General features: G+C 42.8%; 16 protein-coding genes. 14 read left to right on the top strand and 2 right to left on the bottom strand.

The annotated features are described in order from the left end of the window. Position 1: 1 nt before the first annotated feature. Positions 2-820, bottom strand: coding sequence for an NAD(P)H-binding protein (locus tag AAGA51_RS09110; protein WP_042482046.1), 819 nt, complete (start codon positions 818-820; stop codon positions 2-4). Positions 821-1,070: 250 nt separating this feature from the next. Here AAGA51_RS09110 and AAGA51_RS09105 point away from each other — a divergent pair, with 250 nt between their 5' ends. The 4 genes from AAGA51_RS09105 (at position 1,071) to citC (ending at position 5,482) form a co-directional block, all read left to right on the top strand. Then, the gene (locus AAGA51_RS09105) at positions 1,071-2,063 is read left to right on the top strand and encodes a Bug family tripartite tricarboxylate transporter substrate binding protein (RefSeq protein ID WP_052404558.1); all 993 of its coding nucleotides are present in this window, start codon (positions 1,071-1,073) and stop codon (positions 2,061-2,063) included. An 87-nt stretch (positions 2,064-2,150) separates the two neighbouring features. Continuing rightward, the gene (locus AAGA51_RS09100) at positions 2,151-2,645 is read left to right on the top strand and encodes a tripartite tricarboxylate transporter TctB family protein (RefSeq protein ID WP_042482047.1); all 495 of its coding nucleotides are present in this window, start codon (positions 2,151-2,153) and stop codon (positions 2,643-2,645) included. Between the two features lie 11 nt (positions 2,646-2,656). Beyond that, positions 2,657-4,162 carry a tripartite tricarboxylate transporter permease gene (locus AAGA51_RS09095; protein ID WP_081878659.1) on the top strand — a complete coding sequence of 502 codons (1,506 nt, stop codon included), beginning with the start codon at positions 2,657-2,659 and terminating at the stop codon, positions 4,160-4,162. Positions 4,163-4,387: 225 nt separating this feature from the next. Next, positions 4,388-5,482 (top strand): [citrate (pro-3S)-lyase] ligase, encoded by a 1,095-nt coding sequence (gene citC / locus AAGA51_RS09090; RefSeq protein WP_042482049.1) that lies wholly within the window; start codon positions 4,388-4,390, stop codon positions 5,480-5,482. Between the two features lie 107 nt (positions 5,483-5,589). Here citC and citX (AAGA51_RS09085) read toward each other — a convergent pair whose 3' ends face one another. After that, positions 5,590-6,090, bottom strand: coding sequence for a citrate lyase holo-[acyl-carrier protein] synthase (citX, locus tag AAGA51_RS09085; protein ID WP_167828592.1), 501 nt, complete (start codon positions 6,088-6,090; stop codon positions 5,590-5,592). Between the two features lie 302 nt (positions 6,091-6,392). On the opposite strand from citX (AAGA51_RS09085), the gene AAGA51_RS09080 reads away from it, so the two are divergent. The 10 genes from AAGA51_RS09080 (at position 6,393) to citG (ending at position 16,638) form a co-directional block, all read left to right on the top strand. Next, positions 6,393-6,653 carry an OadG family protein gene (locus AAGA51_RS09080; protein ID WP_042482051.1) on the top strand — a complete coding sequence of 87 codons (261 nt, stop codon included), beginning with the start codon at positions 6,393-6,395 and terminating at the stop codon, positions 6,651-6,653. Positions 6,654-6,670: 17 nt separating this feature from the next. Beyond that, complete coding sequence (gene oadA / locus AAGA51_RS09075) at positions 6,671-8,458, top strand: sodium-extruding oxaloacetate decarboxylase subunit alpha (protein WP_042482053.1); 1,788 nt, start codon at positions 6,671-6,673, stop codon at positions 8,456-8,458. Between the two features lie 9 nt (positions 8,459-8,467). After that, entirely contained in the window at positions 8,468-9,769 is a 1,302-nt protein-coding gene (locus tag AAGA51_RS09070) for a sodium ion-translocating decarboxylase subunit beta (protein ID WP_042482055.1), read from the top strand. A 166-nt stretch (positions 9,770-9,935) separates the two neighbouring features. Then, positions 9,936-11,555: an ATP-binding protein gene (locus AAGA51_RS09065; RefSeq protein WP_156102008.1), complete on the top strand. Its 1,620-nt coding sequence runs from the start codon at positions 9,936-9,938 to the stop codon at positions 11,553-11,555. Beyond that, on the top strand, positions 11,552-12,244 hold the full coding sequence (locus AAGA51_RS09060) for a response regulator (protein WP_042482057.1): 693 nt from the start codon (positions 11,552-11,554) through the stop codon (positions 12,242-12,244). The genes AAGA51_RS09065 and AAGA51_RS09060 overlap by 4 nt, the downstream gene beginning before the upstream one ends. A 239-nt stretch (positions 12,245-12,483) precedes the next feature. After that, the gene (gene citD, locus AAGA51_RS09055) at positions 12,484-12,780 is read left to right on the top strand and encodes a citrate lyase acyl carrier protein (RefSeq protein WP_042482059.1); all 297 of its coding nucleotides are present in this window, start codon (positions 12,484-12,486) and stop codon (positions 12,778-12,780) included. Then, on the top strand, positions 12,777-13,652 hold the full coding sequence (gene citE / locus AAGA51_RS09050; RefSeq protein WP_042482061.1) for a citrate (pro-3S)-lyase subunit beta: 876 nt from the start codon (positions 12,777-12,779) through the stop codon (positions 13,650-13,652). Before citD ends, citE begins: the two co-directional genes overlap by 4 nt. Before the next feature lie 72 nt (positions 13,653-13,724). After that, entirely contained in the window at positions 13,725-15,194 is a 1,470-nt protein-coding gene (gene citF, locus AAGA51_RS09045) for a citrate lyase subunit alpha (RefSeq protein WP_042482207.1), read from the top strand. Between the two features lie 3 nt (positions 15,195-15,197). Then, positions 15,198-15,719, top strand: a complete 522-nt coding sequence (citX, locus tag AAGA51_RS09040; RefSeq protein WP_042482063.1) for a citrate lyase holo-[acyl-carrier protein] synthase — start codon at positions 15,198-15,200, stop codon at positions 15,717-15,719. Next, a complete protein-coding gene (gene citG, locus AAGA51_RS09035) occupies positions 15,706-16,638 on the top strand; it encodes a triphosphoribosyl-dephospho-CoA synthase CitG (RefSeq protein WP_052404560.1) in 933 nt (310 codons plus the stop codon). Before citX (AAGA51_RS09040) ends, citG begins: the two co-directional genes overlap by 14 nt. The last annotated feature ends 13 nt before the right edge of the window (positions 16,639-16,651 follow it).

Below are 16,651 nucleotides of genomic sequence, written 5' to 3'. Positions count from 1 at the left end.
CTTACAAGGCCTCCAGAGTGTGAGAATAGTGAAACTTGTATCCCGCTTTAATGAGTTTGTCGCTGACAATTCGCTTGTCTGCAACATCAACAATCGGAGGGAGTTCTTCATCCAAATTTGCGGCTTTAAGAGCGGCTTGATAGAACTCGGCTTTGCTTACTGTCGCAGGAGTGGTGGCATTGACTACCGTATGGTTGAGGTGCTCGATAGCAAAAACCGTCGCTCCGATAGCATCATAAAGGTGCAGCATGTTTGCTGGTGCCAATCGACTGACCTGTTTTAACCTTGAAGCAAAGCGGGCAGGGTGGCGATCGGGTCCAATAAGACCACTGCATCGAACAATGACGTAATCCAAGCCAGAGTCTATTACAGTTTGTTCCGCCTGCAACATCTTCTTCGCATTGGCTGAGAATTCATCGTTATTTGTAGCCAGTTCAAGAGAAGCATCTTGTTCATACATGTCTTGAGCGCGGTCTGGATAGACAGTGGTTGAACTTATCATGACCAACTTACTGACTCCCGCAGAGCTAGCTTGCTCGGTTAAAGCTTGCCATTGGGTAATGTATTCATCCCCTTGTCCACGGCGAAAGCCCGGAGGAAAGCTACCAACAACGGTATCAATGTTGTATTCGGAAAGCGTATCAGCAAGAGCTTGAGGGTTATTGAGGTCACAAACAAAACCAGCGATTCCGTTTTTTTCCAGTTCTAACAAACCTGAGTCAGACGTCCTGCTTGCGATCACCGAATGGCCTAGCGTATCTAGCTGTTTGGCTAATGGCAGACCCAACCAGCCGGCTCCAATAATAGCGATTCGTTTCATTGTGTTACCTTTAATAATGGTTTTAGCCAAATACTATCGTTTGTATCGCCTAAATACTAATTGTTCTCTGAAGATTGGTGATTACTAAAATTCATTAACGCCATTTTCAGCATTAAAGAACTATTCTTAAGAGTTTTAACTCACAAATAACATTACATATCTCATGGATAATTAATTTATCGACGCAAAACTGATGAAGAAAAATTAGTGAAGCGTTGGATAGTTTCCAATAACAATAATAGGAATTTCCATGAACATGAATATCAAAAGTGTAATGATTGGTACAGCCCTAGCTTCTGTTGCATTTATGCCGTTGAGTAGTGCAGTAGCAAAAGACTACCCACCTAAAACGATGTCTTTTATTGCTCCTGCTGGTGCTGGTGGTGGCTGGGATTTAACCATTCGTACAGTCGCAAAAACGCTGAAAGATACCAAGCTAGTCGAATCTAATATGCCGATTACCAACCGACCTGGCGGCGGCGGTGCAGTGAACCTTGCATACATGCAGACTCAGATGGGTAAGGACAATTTAATTTCTGTTTACTCTCCACCAATTTTGCTCACACATTTAACCGGAGCAAGTAAATATAGCTACCAAGATACCACTCCTCTCGCTCGATTAATTACCGACTATGGTGCGTTTGTTGTTTCTAAAGACTCCAAATATACCTCTATTAAAGAAGTGATGGATGCTCTAAAAAAGGATCCAAAATCCGTGAAAATTGGTGGTACTTCTTCTGCGGGTAGTATGGATCACATTCAGTTCCTTATGGTCGCTAAAGCTGCTGGTGTACCGAAGTTAAATCAAATTGACTACATCTCTTTCCAAGACGGCGGCGCGGTTGCTCAAGTACTGGGTGGACACGTAGACCTTATCTCTACAGGGCTTGGTGACGTAGTTCAGTTGGTGAAAAGCGGTAACTTACGTGCATTAGCACAAACTGCAGACAAGCGTGTTGGCGAAGGTGTCATCGCGGATATCCCGACAGTGAAAGAACAAGGTATTGATACAACGTTTGAAAACTGGCGTGGTCTGTTCGGACCAAAAGATATGCCTGATTACGCGGTTGCTTACTGGGGCACAACGCTTAAAACCATGGTGGAAACACCTGAATGGGCTGAAGCTCGTAAACGTAACGGTTGGGATGGCGCATATCAAAACGGTGAAGATTTTACTAAGTTCTTAGCCAAAACCAACGATCAATATAAAGAAATTTTAGACGAAATTTTCGCTAAAAAATAATTTTTTGTATCTACAACATAAGAGGGGAATATTCCCTCTTATTCTTGATTTAAAAATAATTAAATCTAGCAATAAGGTCTTGTTCCTATGAAGAAAAATGATGTCAGTCCTAACTGGGACGCATTTACGGGATTATTTGCAATAGGCTTTGGCGTTATTTACGGATATATGTCGTATTCGATGCCAAGAGCTGCATTTGGTAATCCTATGGATCCGATTTATTTCCCTCTTGGTGTATCCGCAATTTCATTTTTAATTGGTGTGCTCTTACTCGTTAAAAGTAATTTTAACGCTTCAGTACAAGCATATAAAAACTTAATAAATGAAGATGCTAGCAAGAAGAATGACCGTCGTCGTATTTTATATACCTGTATTCTTTCAGTTGGTTACGCTCTTATATTTGAACATCTTGGATACGTTATCAGTACATTTCTATTTATGGTTGTAATGATGACTATTACTAGCGGGAAAGATATGTGGAAAAAAAGTGTTGTTATCTCGCTGTTATTTTCCGTGGGTGTTTATTTCATATTTAACACGCTATTAAGTATTAGCCTTCCACCATTACCATTCGGGGAATAGGGTGAACTATTATGATGGATATTTTATCTAACTTAATGAATGGATTTGGCGTTGCTTTACAGCCTTACCATCTATTACTTGTGACTGTGGGCGGTGTACTGGGTACTATCGTCGGTATGTTGCCTGGCTTAGGCCCTGCGACAGGTGTTGCGGTGCTATTGCCAATGACTTTTGCGATGGGACCTACGGCTGCATTGATCACCATGACAGGTGTTTATATAGGTGCGATGTTCGGTGGTTCACGCAGCTCCATTTTGATTAACACTCCGGGAGACGGTGCAGCCTTGGCCGCAACGTTTGACGGCTACCCAATGGCAATGCAAGGTCGTGCTGAATCTGCACTGGCGATTTCTGCAATAGCATCATTAGTTGGCGGTACTATCGCCGCTATCCTGATGACATTATTGGCTGAGCCTGTGGCGAGTTTCGCTTTAAAATTTGGTCCTGCTGAGTACTTCTTGTTAATGGTCGCCGCGCTTTCTATGACAGCGTCTATGTCGAAAGGGAACATGCTCAAAGGCTTCTTCTCTATGGTGATCGGCTTAGCAATCGCGACCATAGGCATTGATGCGCAATCCGGTGTTGAACGTTTTACTTTTGGTAACCTTGAACTTCAAACTGGCGTCGATTTCCTTGTGGTCATCATTGGTATCTACGCACTAGGTGAAGTGTTTAAGAGCTTCCGTTCATTGAGCGAAGGCACGAAAAAAGCGCAGACCAAATTCAAACGTATTTGGATCAGCGGTGACGATTGGTCTCGTTCAAAATGGCCGATTCTACGCAGTGCTCCAGTCGGGTTTATTATCGGCTCTTTACCTGGTGCTGGCGGTACGATGGCATCGCTTATGTGCTACAACAATGAGAAGCAACTATCTAAAAATAGCGAAGAGTTTGGTAAAGGTGCTATTGAGGGGCTAGCTGCACCAGAATCTGCAAATAACGCAGCGTCTATCGGTGCAATGATCCCAATGTTGTCACTGGGTGTTCCTGGGTCTGGTACGACAGCTGTGATGATGGGTGCGTTATTGATGTTGGGTATCCAACCAGGGCCGCTTCTATTTACGCAGTACCCAGAAACAGCATGGGGCCTAATCGCGAGTATGTTTGTTGCTAACATCATCTTAGCGGTAGTGAATATCCCACTTGCGGGTGCATTGGTTCGTGTGTTAGCGATTCCACCAAAAATGCTTTACCCAATTGTGCTAGGCCTTGCGTTCATTGGTTGTTATGCAATTAGTAACTCGGTTATTGATTTCTACATCCTAGCTATCTTAGGTGTTGCAGGGGTAGTGATGAAGCGTGCTCATGTGCCTACAGCGCCGATGATTCTTGCTTGTATCGTAGGTGGCACGATGGAGCAGTCATTCCGTCAAGCATTTAGAATTTCAAACCAAGAGTTGTCGATCTTTACTCACTCAACCGTTGCTCAAGTGCTCATTGCTATTACTGTATTGTCAATCGCGCTACCTCTTATTGGTATGCTACGTAACCGTAAACAACAAGCTCAAGTAGCTTAAATGGTATCTCAACAGTGAACCAAGAGTCAGCTCGGATTTGTCTGAGCTGGCTCTTTTTTGTTTATGAATGGGTTTTCAATTTAGAGCGAGATACTCACTCAGTGAGAATAAATTCATAAACGCCATAAACAGTTTTAATGCTTCTTTATAGATTGCTTGAGAGTCACTAAATTATTTATTGGACTTAAGATAATTCGTTATCCGTTTTGTTGTTGAGAGATCGCTGTGTTTGATACATACCAATTCCAGAAAATTAACACTCAAAATAGCAGCCAAATGGAAAAGGTGCGGCAGTTCTTGCTTAGTATGGGGTTAGGGATAGATGCTGATGTCGAGTTCTTTGTCATTGCTTTGAATTCTAACGCAATTGTTGGATGCGCAGGGCTGGCTGGAAACACCCTTAAGTCTATAGCGGTTTCTCCCAACTTCCAAGGAACAGGCCTGTCGACTCAACTACTCACCGAAGTGGTCACGCATGCTTATGATATGGGTCGATACAACCTATTTATCTACACCAAACCAGATAACTACCGTATGTTCCACGAGGCGGGATTCCACCAACTTACCGCCGTAAAAGACAGAGTTGTCCTTCTGGAAAACAGTAAAACAAGACTGCAAGAACATTGCGAAAAGTTAAGTAGCTTCGCTCAACCTGGTGAAAAGATTGGCAGTATTGTGATGAATGCCAATCCGTTTACTAATGGTCATCGCTATTTAGTACAGCACGCTTCAGAAAACTGTGATTGGGTACATCTGTTTGTTGTGAAGGAAGACCGCTCTTTCTTTTCCTATTTAGATCGCCTAAATATGATCAAAGCGGGAGTGAAAGAGTTTAACAATGTTACTGTTCATGCCGGCTCTGACTACATCATATCCAGAGCAACGTTCCCGAGCTATTTTCTAAAGGATGAGGGGGTAATTAATTACTGCCACACTGCGGTTGATTTGCAAATATTTCGGCAGTATATCGCCCCAGCTTTGGGTATCACGCACCGATATGTGGGTACAGAACCTATTTGTAAGGTAACCCGTTTCTACAATCAGCAAATGCATCAGTGGTTGTCGACTCCAACCATTGACAGTCCTAAAGTTACTTATGTGGAAATTCCACGCTGTGAAGAAGAAGAGTCACCAATATCTGCTTCCTTAGTCAGAAAGTATTTGTTTGAAAACAACTGGCAAGCGATTGAGAAAATTGTTCCAGAAACGACTTACGCTTATCTGCATCAACTGTTTATGGAAGATACTTCTGCATATCACGCGAAGAGAAAACAAGCAGCGCTAAGAACCGCTCAGGCAGAGCAATTGAGTTTAAGCTGATAGCATTGTTTATTTTTAATAAGAAGAGAACTGAAAGACCTCAATAATCGGCAGCCAGTTCCCAGTCAAGAGCGGTTATGTTTTTATTGGGGGGAACTCGCACAGAGTTAATACTGTGCGATGATAGATTTGATTTTGTGTTTTATTTCCTCAACAGAATGACGGTGATTCATAGAGCAGTAGCTGGCTGGATACTGGCACAGGATGCAGCGTCTAGGTTCCATCTGAGAACCTCTTCTCGAAACCGCATAGCCTTGCGGGTCAATAATATCAATGTTGATCAAACTGCCTAGTGGGTGACTGTTTTCAATTTTCACCATTGCACGTTTTAAGTTCGACGTAGTGACACCTCTAACCACAAAGACCGATTCTAGATTCGAACGATTAGTGGCATCTTCGTGTTCTAACACCATTGCATTCAAGAGCGTTAATTTCTTGTTCACTTCTTCTAACGCCAACTTATAAACGAAACGAGCCTGTTCATTTTCATTAAGCTCATTGGAAATATTAGTTTTGACGATAATTAAAGGAAGTTCATATTTTCTTGTTAATTGAGATTGTCGCTTTAGATTATTTAAAGAAATTTGATGAACATCGTACAGAGACATAGCACTCCCCATAATGAGTTTTCCTCTTCAGACCAATATCCCACTAATGCTAATGACAGGTTTGCCTCGGAACTGAGGAGTGAAATACAAATTGCGGTAAATCTTGTGTTGTTAATGGATTAAATGAATTTATTTCTTCGAATGGTTACTTCAATTTCAAATAGAAATTCAGGTGCAACCAATTAAATTTATTTACGCCATTTAATACGTTTAATGGTTCCAATTGAATGATGTGCTTCACGAAGTCCATTCCTCTTATTTCGTTAGACTATTTGGACTTTCAATATCCAAAGGTTCGAAAGATGAACGAAGGTCCAATTATTCTTGAAGGCGTCAATCTTATGCTTCTAGGCATGGGATTCGTTTTTTGCTTTCTGGCGCTCCTAGTCGCTGCAACCCGCCTGCTGTCCACTTTATCGATTAAGTTTTCACCCCCCGAGAAAACCGTTGGCTCTGCGAAACAAACGGTTTCTGCAGGGGCGCAGGACGACAATTTGGTAGCCGCGATTTCCGCAGTACTACACCACCACAATCAAAAAATTAATAAGCAAGTTCAGGCTTGAGGTTAGAGGAATTTAATATGTCTAAAATAGCTAAACCACTCGGTATTACTGACGTTGCATTGCGTGACGCACATCAATCACTACTCGCTACGCGAATGAGATTGGATGATATGTTACCCATAGCATCTAAGCTCGATGAAATTGGCTATTGGTCACTGGAATCTTGGGGTGGTGCGACTTTTGACTCTTGCATTCGATTCTTGGGTGAAGACCCTTGGGCACGCCTAAGAGAGTTAAAAAAGGCGATGCCAAACACCAAACAACAAATGTTATTGCGTGGTCAAAATATCCTAGGTTATCGCCACTATGCTGATGATGTTGTTGATAAGTTTGTTGAACGTGCCGTTGTAAATGGCATGGATGTTTTCCGTATCTTTGATGCATTAAATGACACTCGTAATATGAAACGAGCTATCCAAGCGGTAAACAATCAAGGCGCACATGCACAGGGCACCATCTGTTATACAACCAGTCCTGTTCATACCATGCAATCTTGGGTTGATGTAGCAGAACAGCTTCTGGAATGTGGCGTAAGTTCGATTGCGATTAAAGATATGTCTGGGGTTATGTCTCCGTACGAAGCGTACGAGCTAGTAACCAATCTGAAGAAACTCGTCGATGTTGAGCTTCATCTTCACTGCCACTCCACTGCGGGCATGGCGGATATGACGTTGCTTAAAGCGATTGAAGCTGGTGTTGATCGTGTTGATACCGCAATTTCTTCGATGAGCGGTACTTATGGTCATCCATCGACTGAATCGATTGTGGCAGCATTGAAAGGAACTGATCGTGATACTGGGCTAGATATTGAGAAGTTGGAAAGTATTGCGGCTTACTTTAGAGATGTTCGTAAGAAATATCATGCTTTTGAAGGCCAATTAAAAGGCTCAGATTCACGTATTCTCGTTGCTCAAGTTCCGGGTGGCATGCTTACCAATATGGAAGGTCAGTTAAAGCAACAGAACGCGCTGGATCGTATTGATGAAGTACTGACTGAAATTCCAAGAGTCAGAAAAGATCTCGGTTATATCCCTTTAGTAACACCAACTTCGCAAATCGTTGGTACACAAGCCGTAATCAACGTCATGATGGGTGAACGTTATAAAACCATCACCAAAGAAACGGCTGGGGTATTAAAAGGGGAGTACGGTAAAACACCAGCACCCGTTGATTCAGAGTTACAGAAACGTGTACTTGATGGCGCTGAAGTGATCACTTGCCGACCAGCAGATCTCATTGAACCTGAAATCGACCAGCTAATGGAATCGGTGGTTAATCAGGCGCAGGAAAAAGGCATCGAGCTTGCTGAAAACACCATTGATGATGTACTTACTGTCGCTCTATTTGATCAAGTAGCGTGGAAGTTTTTGGCTAATCGCAATAATCCAGAAGCTTTTGAACCAGTTCCAACTGTTGCTGAAGTGGCAGCCCCTGCAAAAGCAGCAAAACCATCAGACAAAGCTGTATATACAGTCAACGTGAACAATCAGGCTTACGTGGTTCAAATCAACGAAGGTGCTGATCCTGAAGTTTTGGCCGCATCAACGAGTGCTCCTGTTGCCGCAGCTCAACCAGTCGTTTCATCGGGTTCGGCTGAACCAGTTTCCGCTCCGCTAGCGGGTAACATCTGGAAGATCCACAAGAAAATCGGCGACATGGTAAAAGAAGGCGAAACACTGTTAATTCTCGAAGCAATGAAAATGGAAACCGAGATTAAGGCGTTCCGTGACGGCAAAGTCGAGTCAATGGCTGTATCAGAAGGCGATGCGGTTCAGGTCGGTGATGAACTATTTGCATTGGCATAAGGATCTGAAATGGACAGTGTAATCGGCTTAATCAGTGATTTTGGCATTCTCCACCTGCAATGGGGCCAATTTCTGATGATCGTCATTGGTATGATCTTGCTCTATCTAGCGATCGTGAAAGGTTTCGAGCCATTGTTGCTCGTGCCTATCGGGTTGGGTGGCATTCTTTCAAACTTGCCTGATGCGAATCTTGCCATTAATGCGGTAGATGCCGCCATTCATGCAGGTAAAGCAGATGTAATGCAAGCATTCGCGCAGATACTCAACGTTGTTGAGTCAACACCGGATGCTATTAAGCATGCATTGCAAATGGCTACACCTGAGCAAAAGATGCATTTGGGTTTGCTTGCGGAGCAATATCAATACTCTGACGGCATGTTGTATACCTTTTACCATGTCGCCATTGCGTCTGGGGTTGGGCCTTTAGTGATATTTATGGGCGTTGGCGCTATGACAGACTTCGGTCCTTTGCTGGCCAATCCTAAAACTCTATTACTGGGTGCCGCCGCGCAATTCGGCATTTTTGCAACGGTATTAGGCGCTCTTGGACTGAGTCAGTTGGGTATAATGGATTTCACAGTAGCTCAAGCTGCAGCGATTGGCATCATCGGTGGCGCAGACGGACCTACGGCTATTTATGTATCGAGCCTGCTCGCTCCTGAACTCTTAGGTGCAATAGCGGTAGCGGCATATTCGTATATGGCACTGGTTCCTATGATTCAGCCACCAATCATGCGTGCGCTGACTACGGAAGCAGAACGCAAAATCGAAATGAAGCAACTGCGCAAAATCGGCAAGATAGAGAAAGTGTGTTTCCCGTTAATGTTGCTGGTTCTTATTGCAATGTTACTGCCTTCAGCGACGCCACTGATGGGTATGTTCTGTTTTGGTAACTTGATGCGCGAATGTGGTGTGGTTGAGCGCCTTTCTGACACGGCACAAAATGCTCTAATCAACATTGTGACCATTTTCCTTGGGTTGTCTGTGGGTTCGAAACTTATGGCAGATAAGTTCTTGCAACCACAAACACTGGGAATATTAGCTCTGGGTATTGTTGCTTTCTGTGTGGGAACCGCAGCAGGTCTATTGATGGCGAAACTTATGAACAGACTTTGTGTTGAAAAAGTTAACCCACTCATAGGGTCCGCAGGTGTTTCAGCAGTTCCAATGGCAGCTCGCGTCTCAAACAAACTTGGTTTAGAAGCGAACTCGCAAAACTTCCTGCTTATGCATGCAATGGGTCCCAATGTTGCGGGCGTTATTGGATCAGCGGTTGCCGCCGGTGTAATGATTAAATATGTGCTTGGTTAATATTTCCGAAAATCAATAACTAAGGAGGGAGACTGAGTTCTCCCTCTCTGCGTTTTTATTGTCTTTTGATACACATTACTAACTTGGCTGGCGAAACGGGCTAACATTCGTATCTGAATTGAGCACTTTATAAGTTCGCACTACTTAATAATAAGGAAATAAATGTATGAATATGATGGAAAAGATGAAGACTGGAGCTTCTTTTCGCGTCAAAGTTTTTCTTCTTATTTTTGCTCTTATGAGCCTTCAGATGATTTTCATGGGTGTGAACTTTCATCAGTCCTTACTAGATACGTTGGAACATCAAGTTGGAACAAGAGCGTTAATTCAAGCAAAGGAAATTGCTAGCGACCCGAACTTAATTCAGGAAGTGAGGATCAAAAACATCCCTGCTATAGAGCGAATTATTAATCGCTTAACGAAAATATCGGACGCGAGCTTTATTGTTATTGGTGATGATGACGGCACTCGATTATCTCATCCGGTTAAGGAGAAGATTGGCTTACCAATGCAAGGAGGGGATAATGCGGCGGCATTGGAAAACGGAGAATCCTATATTTCGGTTAGCAAGGGCTCTTTGGGATATGGCGTTCGTGGTAAAAGTGCCATTGTTGACTTCGATGGTGAAATTATTGGGGTTGCCTCAGTTGGTTACCTGTTTAACCGATTTGACCAATGGCTGGTATTTTATGCCAAACCGGTTTCGTTTGAGCTGGGTGCTATTCTACTTTTGACGCTGATCGGTGCCTGGCTTTTTTCCAGTCACATCAAAAAGAAAATGAACGGAATGGAACCAGCAGAAATTGCGTTAGCACTCTATTTACAGCGCTCTATTCTTCAATCCGTTTATGAAGGGATTATCGCTATCGATAAAACTGGCAAGATTCTCGCAGTAAATAAAAGTGCGATCGATTTGTTAGGAACAGATAAAGAAGTGAGTGAAATAAAGAATAGAAGCATATTGGAATACCTAAATCATACCCAATTCTTTTTTCAAACTCCTTATGAAGAAAATATAAAGGATGAGATCGTATCTATTAACGGGAAAACACTCATAGCTAATAGAGTGGCTATCTTTGATAGAGACTTGTTAATTGGATGGGTCATTAGTTTTAGACATAAAAATGATATAAATTCGCTAACGGCAGAATTGACTCAAATCAAACAATATACAGATAATTTAAGAGTGATGAGGCATGAACATGCTAACAAACTATCAACAATATCGGGGTTGATTGAAATCGGTGAATATGAATCAGCGCTCTCATTGATCAATAATGAAAATACTAAGAAACAACAACTTATTGATTTCATACGTTCAAGAATAAAATGCAAACAAGTGGCTGGAATTCTACTTGGGAAATATGCTCGATCTCAAGAACTGGGACTTCAGTTACAGTTTGATCCTACCTGTCAGTTATATAATTTGCCGGACAATATTGATGATGATGAATTATCTGCAATTATAGGTAACTTGATCGATAACGCATTTGAAGCAACGCTTAAAAACCCTGAGAGCGATAAAGTAATAACGTTACTTATTACAGATGCAGGTAAAGAATTAGTTATTGAAATTGGGGATAATGGTTGCGGTATTGATCCCGAAATAGCAGGGACCATTTTCAACCGAGGAGTTACAAGTAAAAATGATGATAAAGGTCATGGTATTGGCCTGTATCTGATTAACCGTTATGTAACTAACGCGGGTGGCGTCATCTTGGTCGACAACGCAGAGCCTAAGGGCACTATTTTTTCTATTTTTATTCCTAAGAACGGTAACCGATGATGGACTCTATAGATGTTTTAATCGTTGAAGATGAAGTTGGAATTGCTGAATTACATGCTCAGTTTTTAAGACAGATGATGCGTTTTAGACCTGTGGGTATCGCAAATACTATTAGCATGGCTAAAACAATGCTGAAGGTTAATAAACCGAACTTAATTATATTAGACAACTTTCTCCCTGATGGTTTAGGCATCGACTTATTAAGAAGTATTGTTGCAGACAAGTCTGACTCAAAACCTGATGTTATATTGATCACCGCTTCAAGCGAAATGGAAACGGTTAAAGAGGCAATGCACTGTGGATGTTTTGATTATTTATTGAAACCAGTGTCGTATGTTCGCTTAAAGGATACATTAAACCGCTACGTTCAATATCATAGTGCAATGAATGCTTATGATAATATTAGTCAGCGCCACGTCGATGACCTTTTTAATATTCAGGCTAGAGAGAAGTCTGCCAATACGTTACCAAAGGGCATTGGTGAATTGACTTTAGATAAAATAAAACAGACTTTTATTGAAAATACTGGGATTAAATATACAGCTGAAAGGCTAGGTGAACAGGTCGGAATAAGTAAAACAACAGCAAGACGTTATTTAGAGTATTGTTCAGCTAATGGTTTTTTAGATGCTGAAAATGAGCATGGCAGAGTGGGCCGTCCTGAACGAGTCTATGTAAAGTCTAATTAATCATTTCTTAATTTGAAAAGCGGCTAAGGATATCTTTAGCCGCTTTTTTGTTTCCTACCAAACGGAACAATTTAAACCATTTAAATCATTAATGGTTTTTAGCTTCCGACTAAACATGATTAGCATCGCCAAAAACATAGCGGATAGCAAAGAGAATAGGCGTTAGTTATTCGGCATTGAGCATTCTTTGCCTTTATTCAATTTTCTGCCATCCGAAATGGGATTCATGAGGTGCATACATGATAATCAATCAGCGATCATACGCTGGAACATTGGAATCTAGCGACTTACTAGTCGAAATAGTCCCGTCAGCCACAAAGAGTTTGGATATAGAAATTACCAGTTCCGTTGAAAAGCAATTTGGAGAGTTAATCAAAAATACGGTCATCAGCACATTGTCAGAGATGGGCGTTCAGTCTGCGTTGGTCAAGATCAACGACAAAGGTGCTTTGGACTGTGTCATCAAAGCAAGAGTACAAGCCGCGGTGATTCGAGCAACCGCCGGCAGCGATATTGTTTGGGGGAGATTAAAATGAGCAAATTGCGCAGAAGTATGTTGTTTGTCCCCGGGTCAAATGCCGCGATGTTGAGCAACTCTTTTATCTATAACCCAGATGCCATCATGTTTGATTTGGAAGATTCTGTATCAATTCGTGAGAAAGACACGGCAAGAATGCTCGTTTTCAATGCCCTTCAACATCCAATGTATAAAAACATTGAAACCATCGTGCGTGTTAACGGTTTGGATACTGACTTTGGTCCACTCGATGTCAAAGCGGTGGTGAAAGCAGGCGTGAATGCTGTGCGTCTTGCTAAAACGGACAGTGCTCAAGATGTTCATAATATGGAAGAACTCATCACGGAAGCTGAGATGGAGTTTGGCCGTGAAATTGGCAGTACCAAAATGCTTGCTGCGATTGAATCTGCTATGGGTATCAATAATGCAGTCGAAATTGCAAAAGCATCAAGTCGATTGATAGGTATCGCTTTGGGTGCAGAAGACTATGTTCGCGACCTTAGAACTCAACGCACGGCTGAAGGTGTGGAACTCTTGTTTGCGCGATGTTCTATTCTTCAAGCGGCAAGAGCCGCAGGAATTATGGCTTTTGATACGGTTTATTCCGATGCAAACAATGAAGAAGGCTTCATTCACGAAGCTGAGCACATCAAATCTCTGGGCTTTGACGGTAAGTCACTGATTAACCCTCGCCAAATCGAAATTATTCACAACATCTTTGCTCCAACCCAAAAAGAAGTTGATTACGCAAATGCCGTTATTGAAGTGGCGGCAGAGGCAGAAGCCCAAGGCTCAGGCGTTGTGTCACTAAACGGCAAAATGGTCGACGCACCAATCATAGAGCGTGCTCGGTGGACACTACAACGTGCGAAATCAGGAATCAGACAGTAGGCCAATATGATGACAACTATAACTAATGCAATTGATCGTGAACTAGATATTGATGTTGAGAAATGTCCAACACTGTTGCCATATTCTGGTGCGCATCAACTGACTTCTTATCTGCTAAACAGAGATACCAAGAGAAGTCGTAAACTCTTTGAAACCTTAGAAGAGGCAATCAAAAGCGTAGGTCTTGCTGATGGTATGACTATTTCGTTTCACCACTCATTTCGAGGAGGAGACAAAACCATCAACATGGTAATGAATGTGATTGCTACGATGGGCTTTAAAGACCTCACTTTAGCGTCAAGTTCACTCTCTGATATTCATTCACCGCTTGTTGAACATATTAAAAATGGCGTAGTGAAAAAAATATACACATCCGGAATGCGTGGGCAATTGGCCGAAGAAGTGTCTCGTGGTCTGCTGGCTGAGCCTGTTCATATTCACTCCCATGGCGGACGTGTTCACTTAGTTCAAAGTGGTGAACTGAATATCGATGTCGCGTTTGTCGGTGTCTCAAGTAGCGACGAGTTTGGTAATGCCAATGCTGTAAAAGGTCAGTCTCGCTGTGGTTCTCTTGGGTATGCTCAAATTGATGCTCAGTATGCGAGAAAGACGGTGGTGCTTACGGAGTCTCTTGTGGATTTCCCAAATACTCCAGCGTCAATCGCCCAAGACCAAGTCGATGCGATTGTGAAAGTGGTAGAGGTGGGTGACGCTTCTAAGATTGGCGGTGATGCAACGCGTATGACAACCAATCCTCGCGAATTGTTAATTGCTCGCAAAGCTGCTGACGTTATTGAGCATTCGGGTTATTTCAAAGATGGTTTCAACTTGCAAACCGGTTCTGGCGGTGCATCTCTAGCGGTAACACGCTTTTTAGAAGATAAGATGGTTAGAGGTAATATCACGGCGAATTTTGGCCTGGGTGGTATTACGGCCACTATGGTAGCTCTGCACGAAAAAGGGTTGATTAAAACACTGCTTGATGTGCAGTCATTCGATTCCGTTGCCGCTGATTCATTGGCTCGCAATCCCAATCACATTGAAATCTCTGCCAATCAATACGCAAACCCTTCATCTAAAGGTGCGATGGTTGATCGATTGGATGTTGTCGTCCTCAGTGCGCTAGAAATTGATACCGACTTTAACGTCAACGTTATCACAGGTTCAGACGGTGTAATCCGAGGCGCTTCTGGCGGTCACAGTGATACTGCTGCGGCAGCAAATTTGACTATCGTTGTCGCTCCGCTAATTCGTGGTCGAATTCCAACCGTTGTGCATTCGGTATTGAATGTTGTGACTCCAGGGACACAAATTGACGTATTGGTCACCGACCATGGCATTGCTGTAAATCCAAATAGAGAAGAAGTTAAGGCTCGCTTAGTAAACGCAGGTATTCAGACCACCGATATCCATGAGTTGCAGCAACGAGCTGAGTCGTTAACAGGCAAACCAAAGCCGATTGAGTACTTAGACAAAGTCGTTGGTTATGTTCGTTACCGTGACGGTTCTGTCATTGATGTGATTCGTCAGGTTAAGGAGTAAATCGTGTATCGAGGACCAGCAATCACCCTAGAGCAGGTCTTAGAGAATCGAGAGCTTCGAGCTGAACGGCAAAGAGAATGGGTTTCGACCCATTCTCTGCCCATCGTGAGCTTTACGATTAACATGCCCGGCAGTGTCAAACTAAACCAAATATCTCAAATCGGATTTAAAGCTGGTCAGGAACAAATCAGAAAGGCATGCATGCACTCTGGCTGTTCGAGTTTTATTAGTCAGTCGTTCATCAATGATTGTGGCTGTGAAGCGATTAGTGCGGTTGGCGGCATTTCTCCTCAGCAGTTAAAGCGTCTGATGATTGAGGTGGAAGATACGCATCCGTTAGGTCGTTTATTCGATATCGATGTTTTTGATTCACAAGGCGTGGTGCTTTCTCGTGACCAGCTCGGATTGGCAAGAAGACGGTGTTTCATTTGTGGCAAAGACGCAAAATTATGTGCTCGTAACCGAGTTCATCCACTTCCAGCCCTGATTGACAAATTGAGTGAGATTATTCATGAATACCACTAATTCTTTACGTTGGCTTTTGAGCGACTGTTGTTTATATCAGAAAACAGATTATGGGACATTTGAACTCAATATTTGCGAACTGGTGGGGAATTTGGCCTATCACGCGATGATGCTTGAAGTTCATCTGACGCCAAAACCAGGCTTGGTTGACTGTGTATCCACTGGCGCTCATAGTGATATGAACATTGATACCTTTATTGCAAGTGCAAATAGCCTACGCCCCTACATGCTGAAGTTTGTTAAATCTGGCTACGATCAATACATCACTTCGCCCGCAAATCTCCTTCCTAACCTTCGAAAAATTGGTATAGAAGCTGAGAGAGCAATGTTCGCCGCGACTGCAGGTGTAAATACCCACAAAGGTATGATTTTTACGCTTGGTTTGATTTGTGGCGCAGTTGGCTGGCTATATAGAAAAGAATCCACCTTTGCATCTTCCCGAATTCAATCGGTAATCAAAGAGTGCTGTGCTCAGTTGGTTACCGATGAGCTTGAGCATTCAAACAAAATTCCCGTTACGGCAGGAGAACAAATATACCGCCGTTATGGATTAGCCGGAATAAGAGGGGAGGCAGCAAACGGCTACCCTATGATTTTCGACTGCGCATTGCCAACTTATGAACTCGCAATCGATAAAGGTTCGTCTGAAGAGCAAGCGATGTTTAAGACCTTGTTGACGATCATGTCGTGCAATGAAGATTCAAACTTGGTTCACCGAGGCGGTCTTGAAGGACTTGAATATGTAAAAGCACAGTCTAAATCTCTGCTGGCAAGCTGTAATATTCATGATGATGATTTTGAACAGCGAATGCAGGATTACGATAAACAACTGGTAGAAAAAAATCTAAGCCCAGGCGGAAGCGCCGATTTGCTGGCTGCAACTTGGTTGATCGCGCAGCTAAACTTACTTAACCGCTGACCTACGCATTAGC

The organism is Vibrio diazotrophicus, assembly GCF_038452265.1.
Lineage (GTDB): Bacteria > Pseudomonadota > Gammaproteobacteria > Enterobacterales > Vibrionaceae > Vibrio > Vibrio diazotrophicus.
The sequence above is the reverse complement of the archived record's forward strand: the minus strand, read 5'-3'. Positions and strand labels throughout refer to the sequence as shown.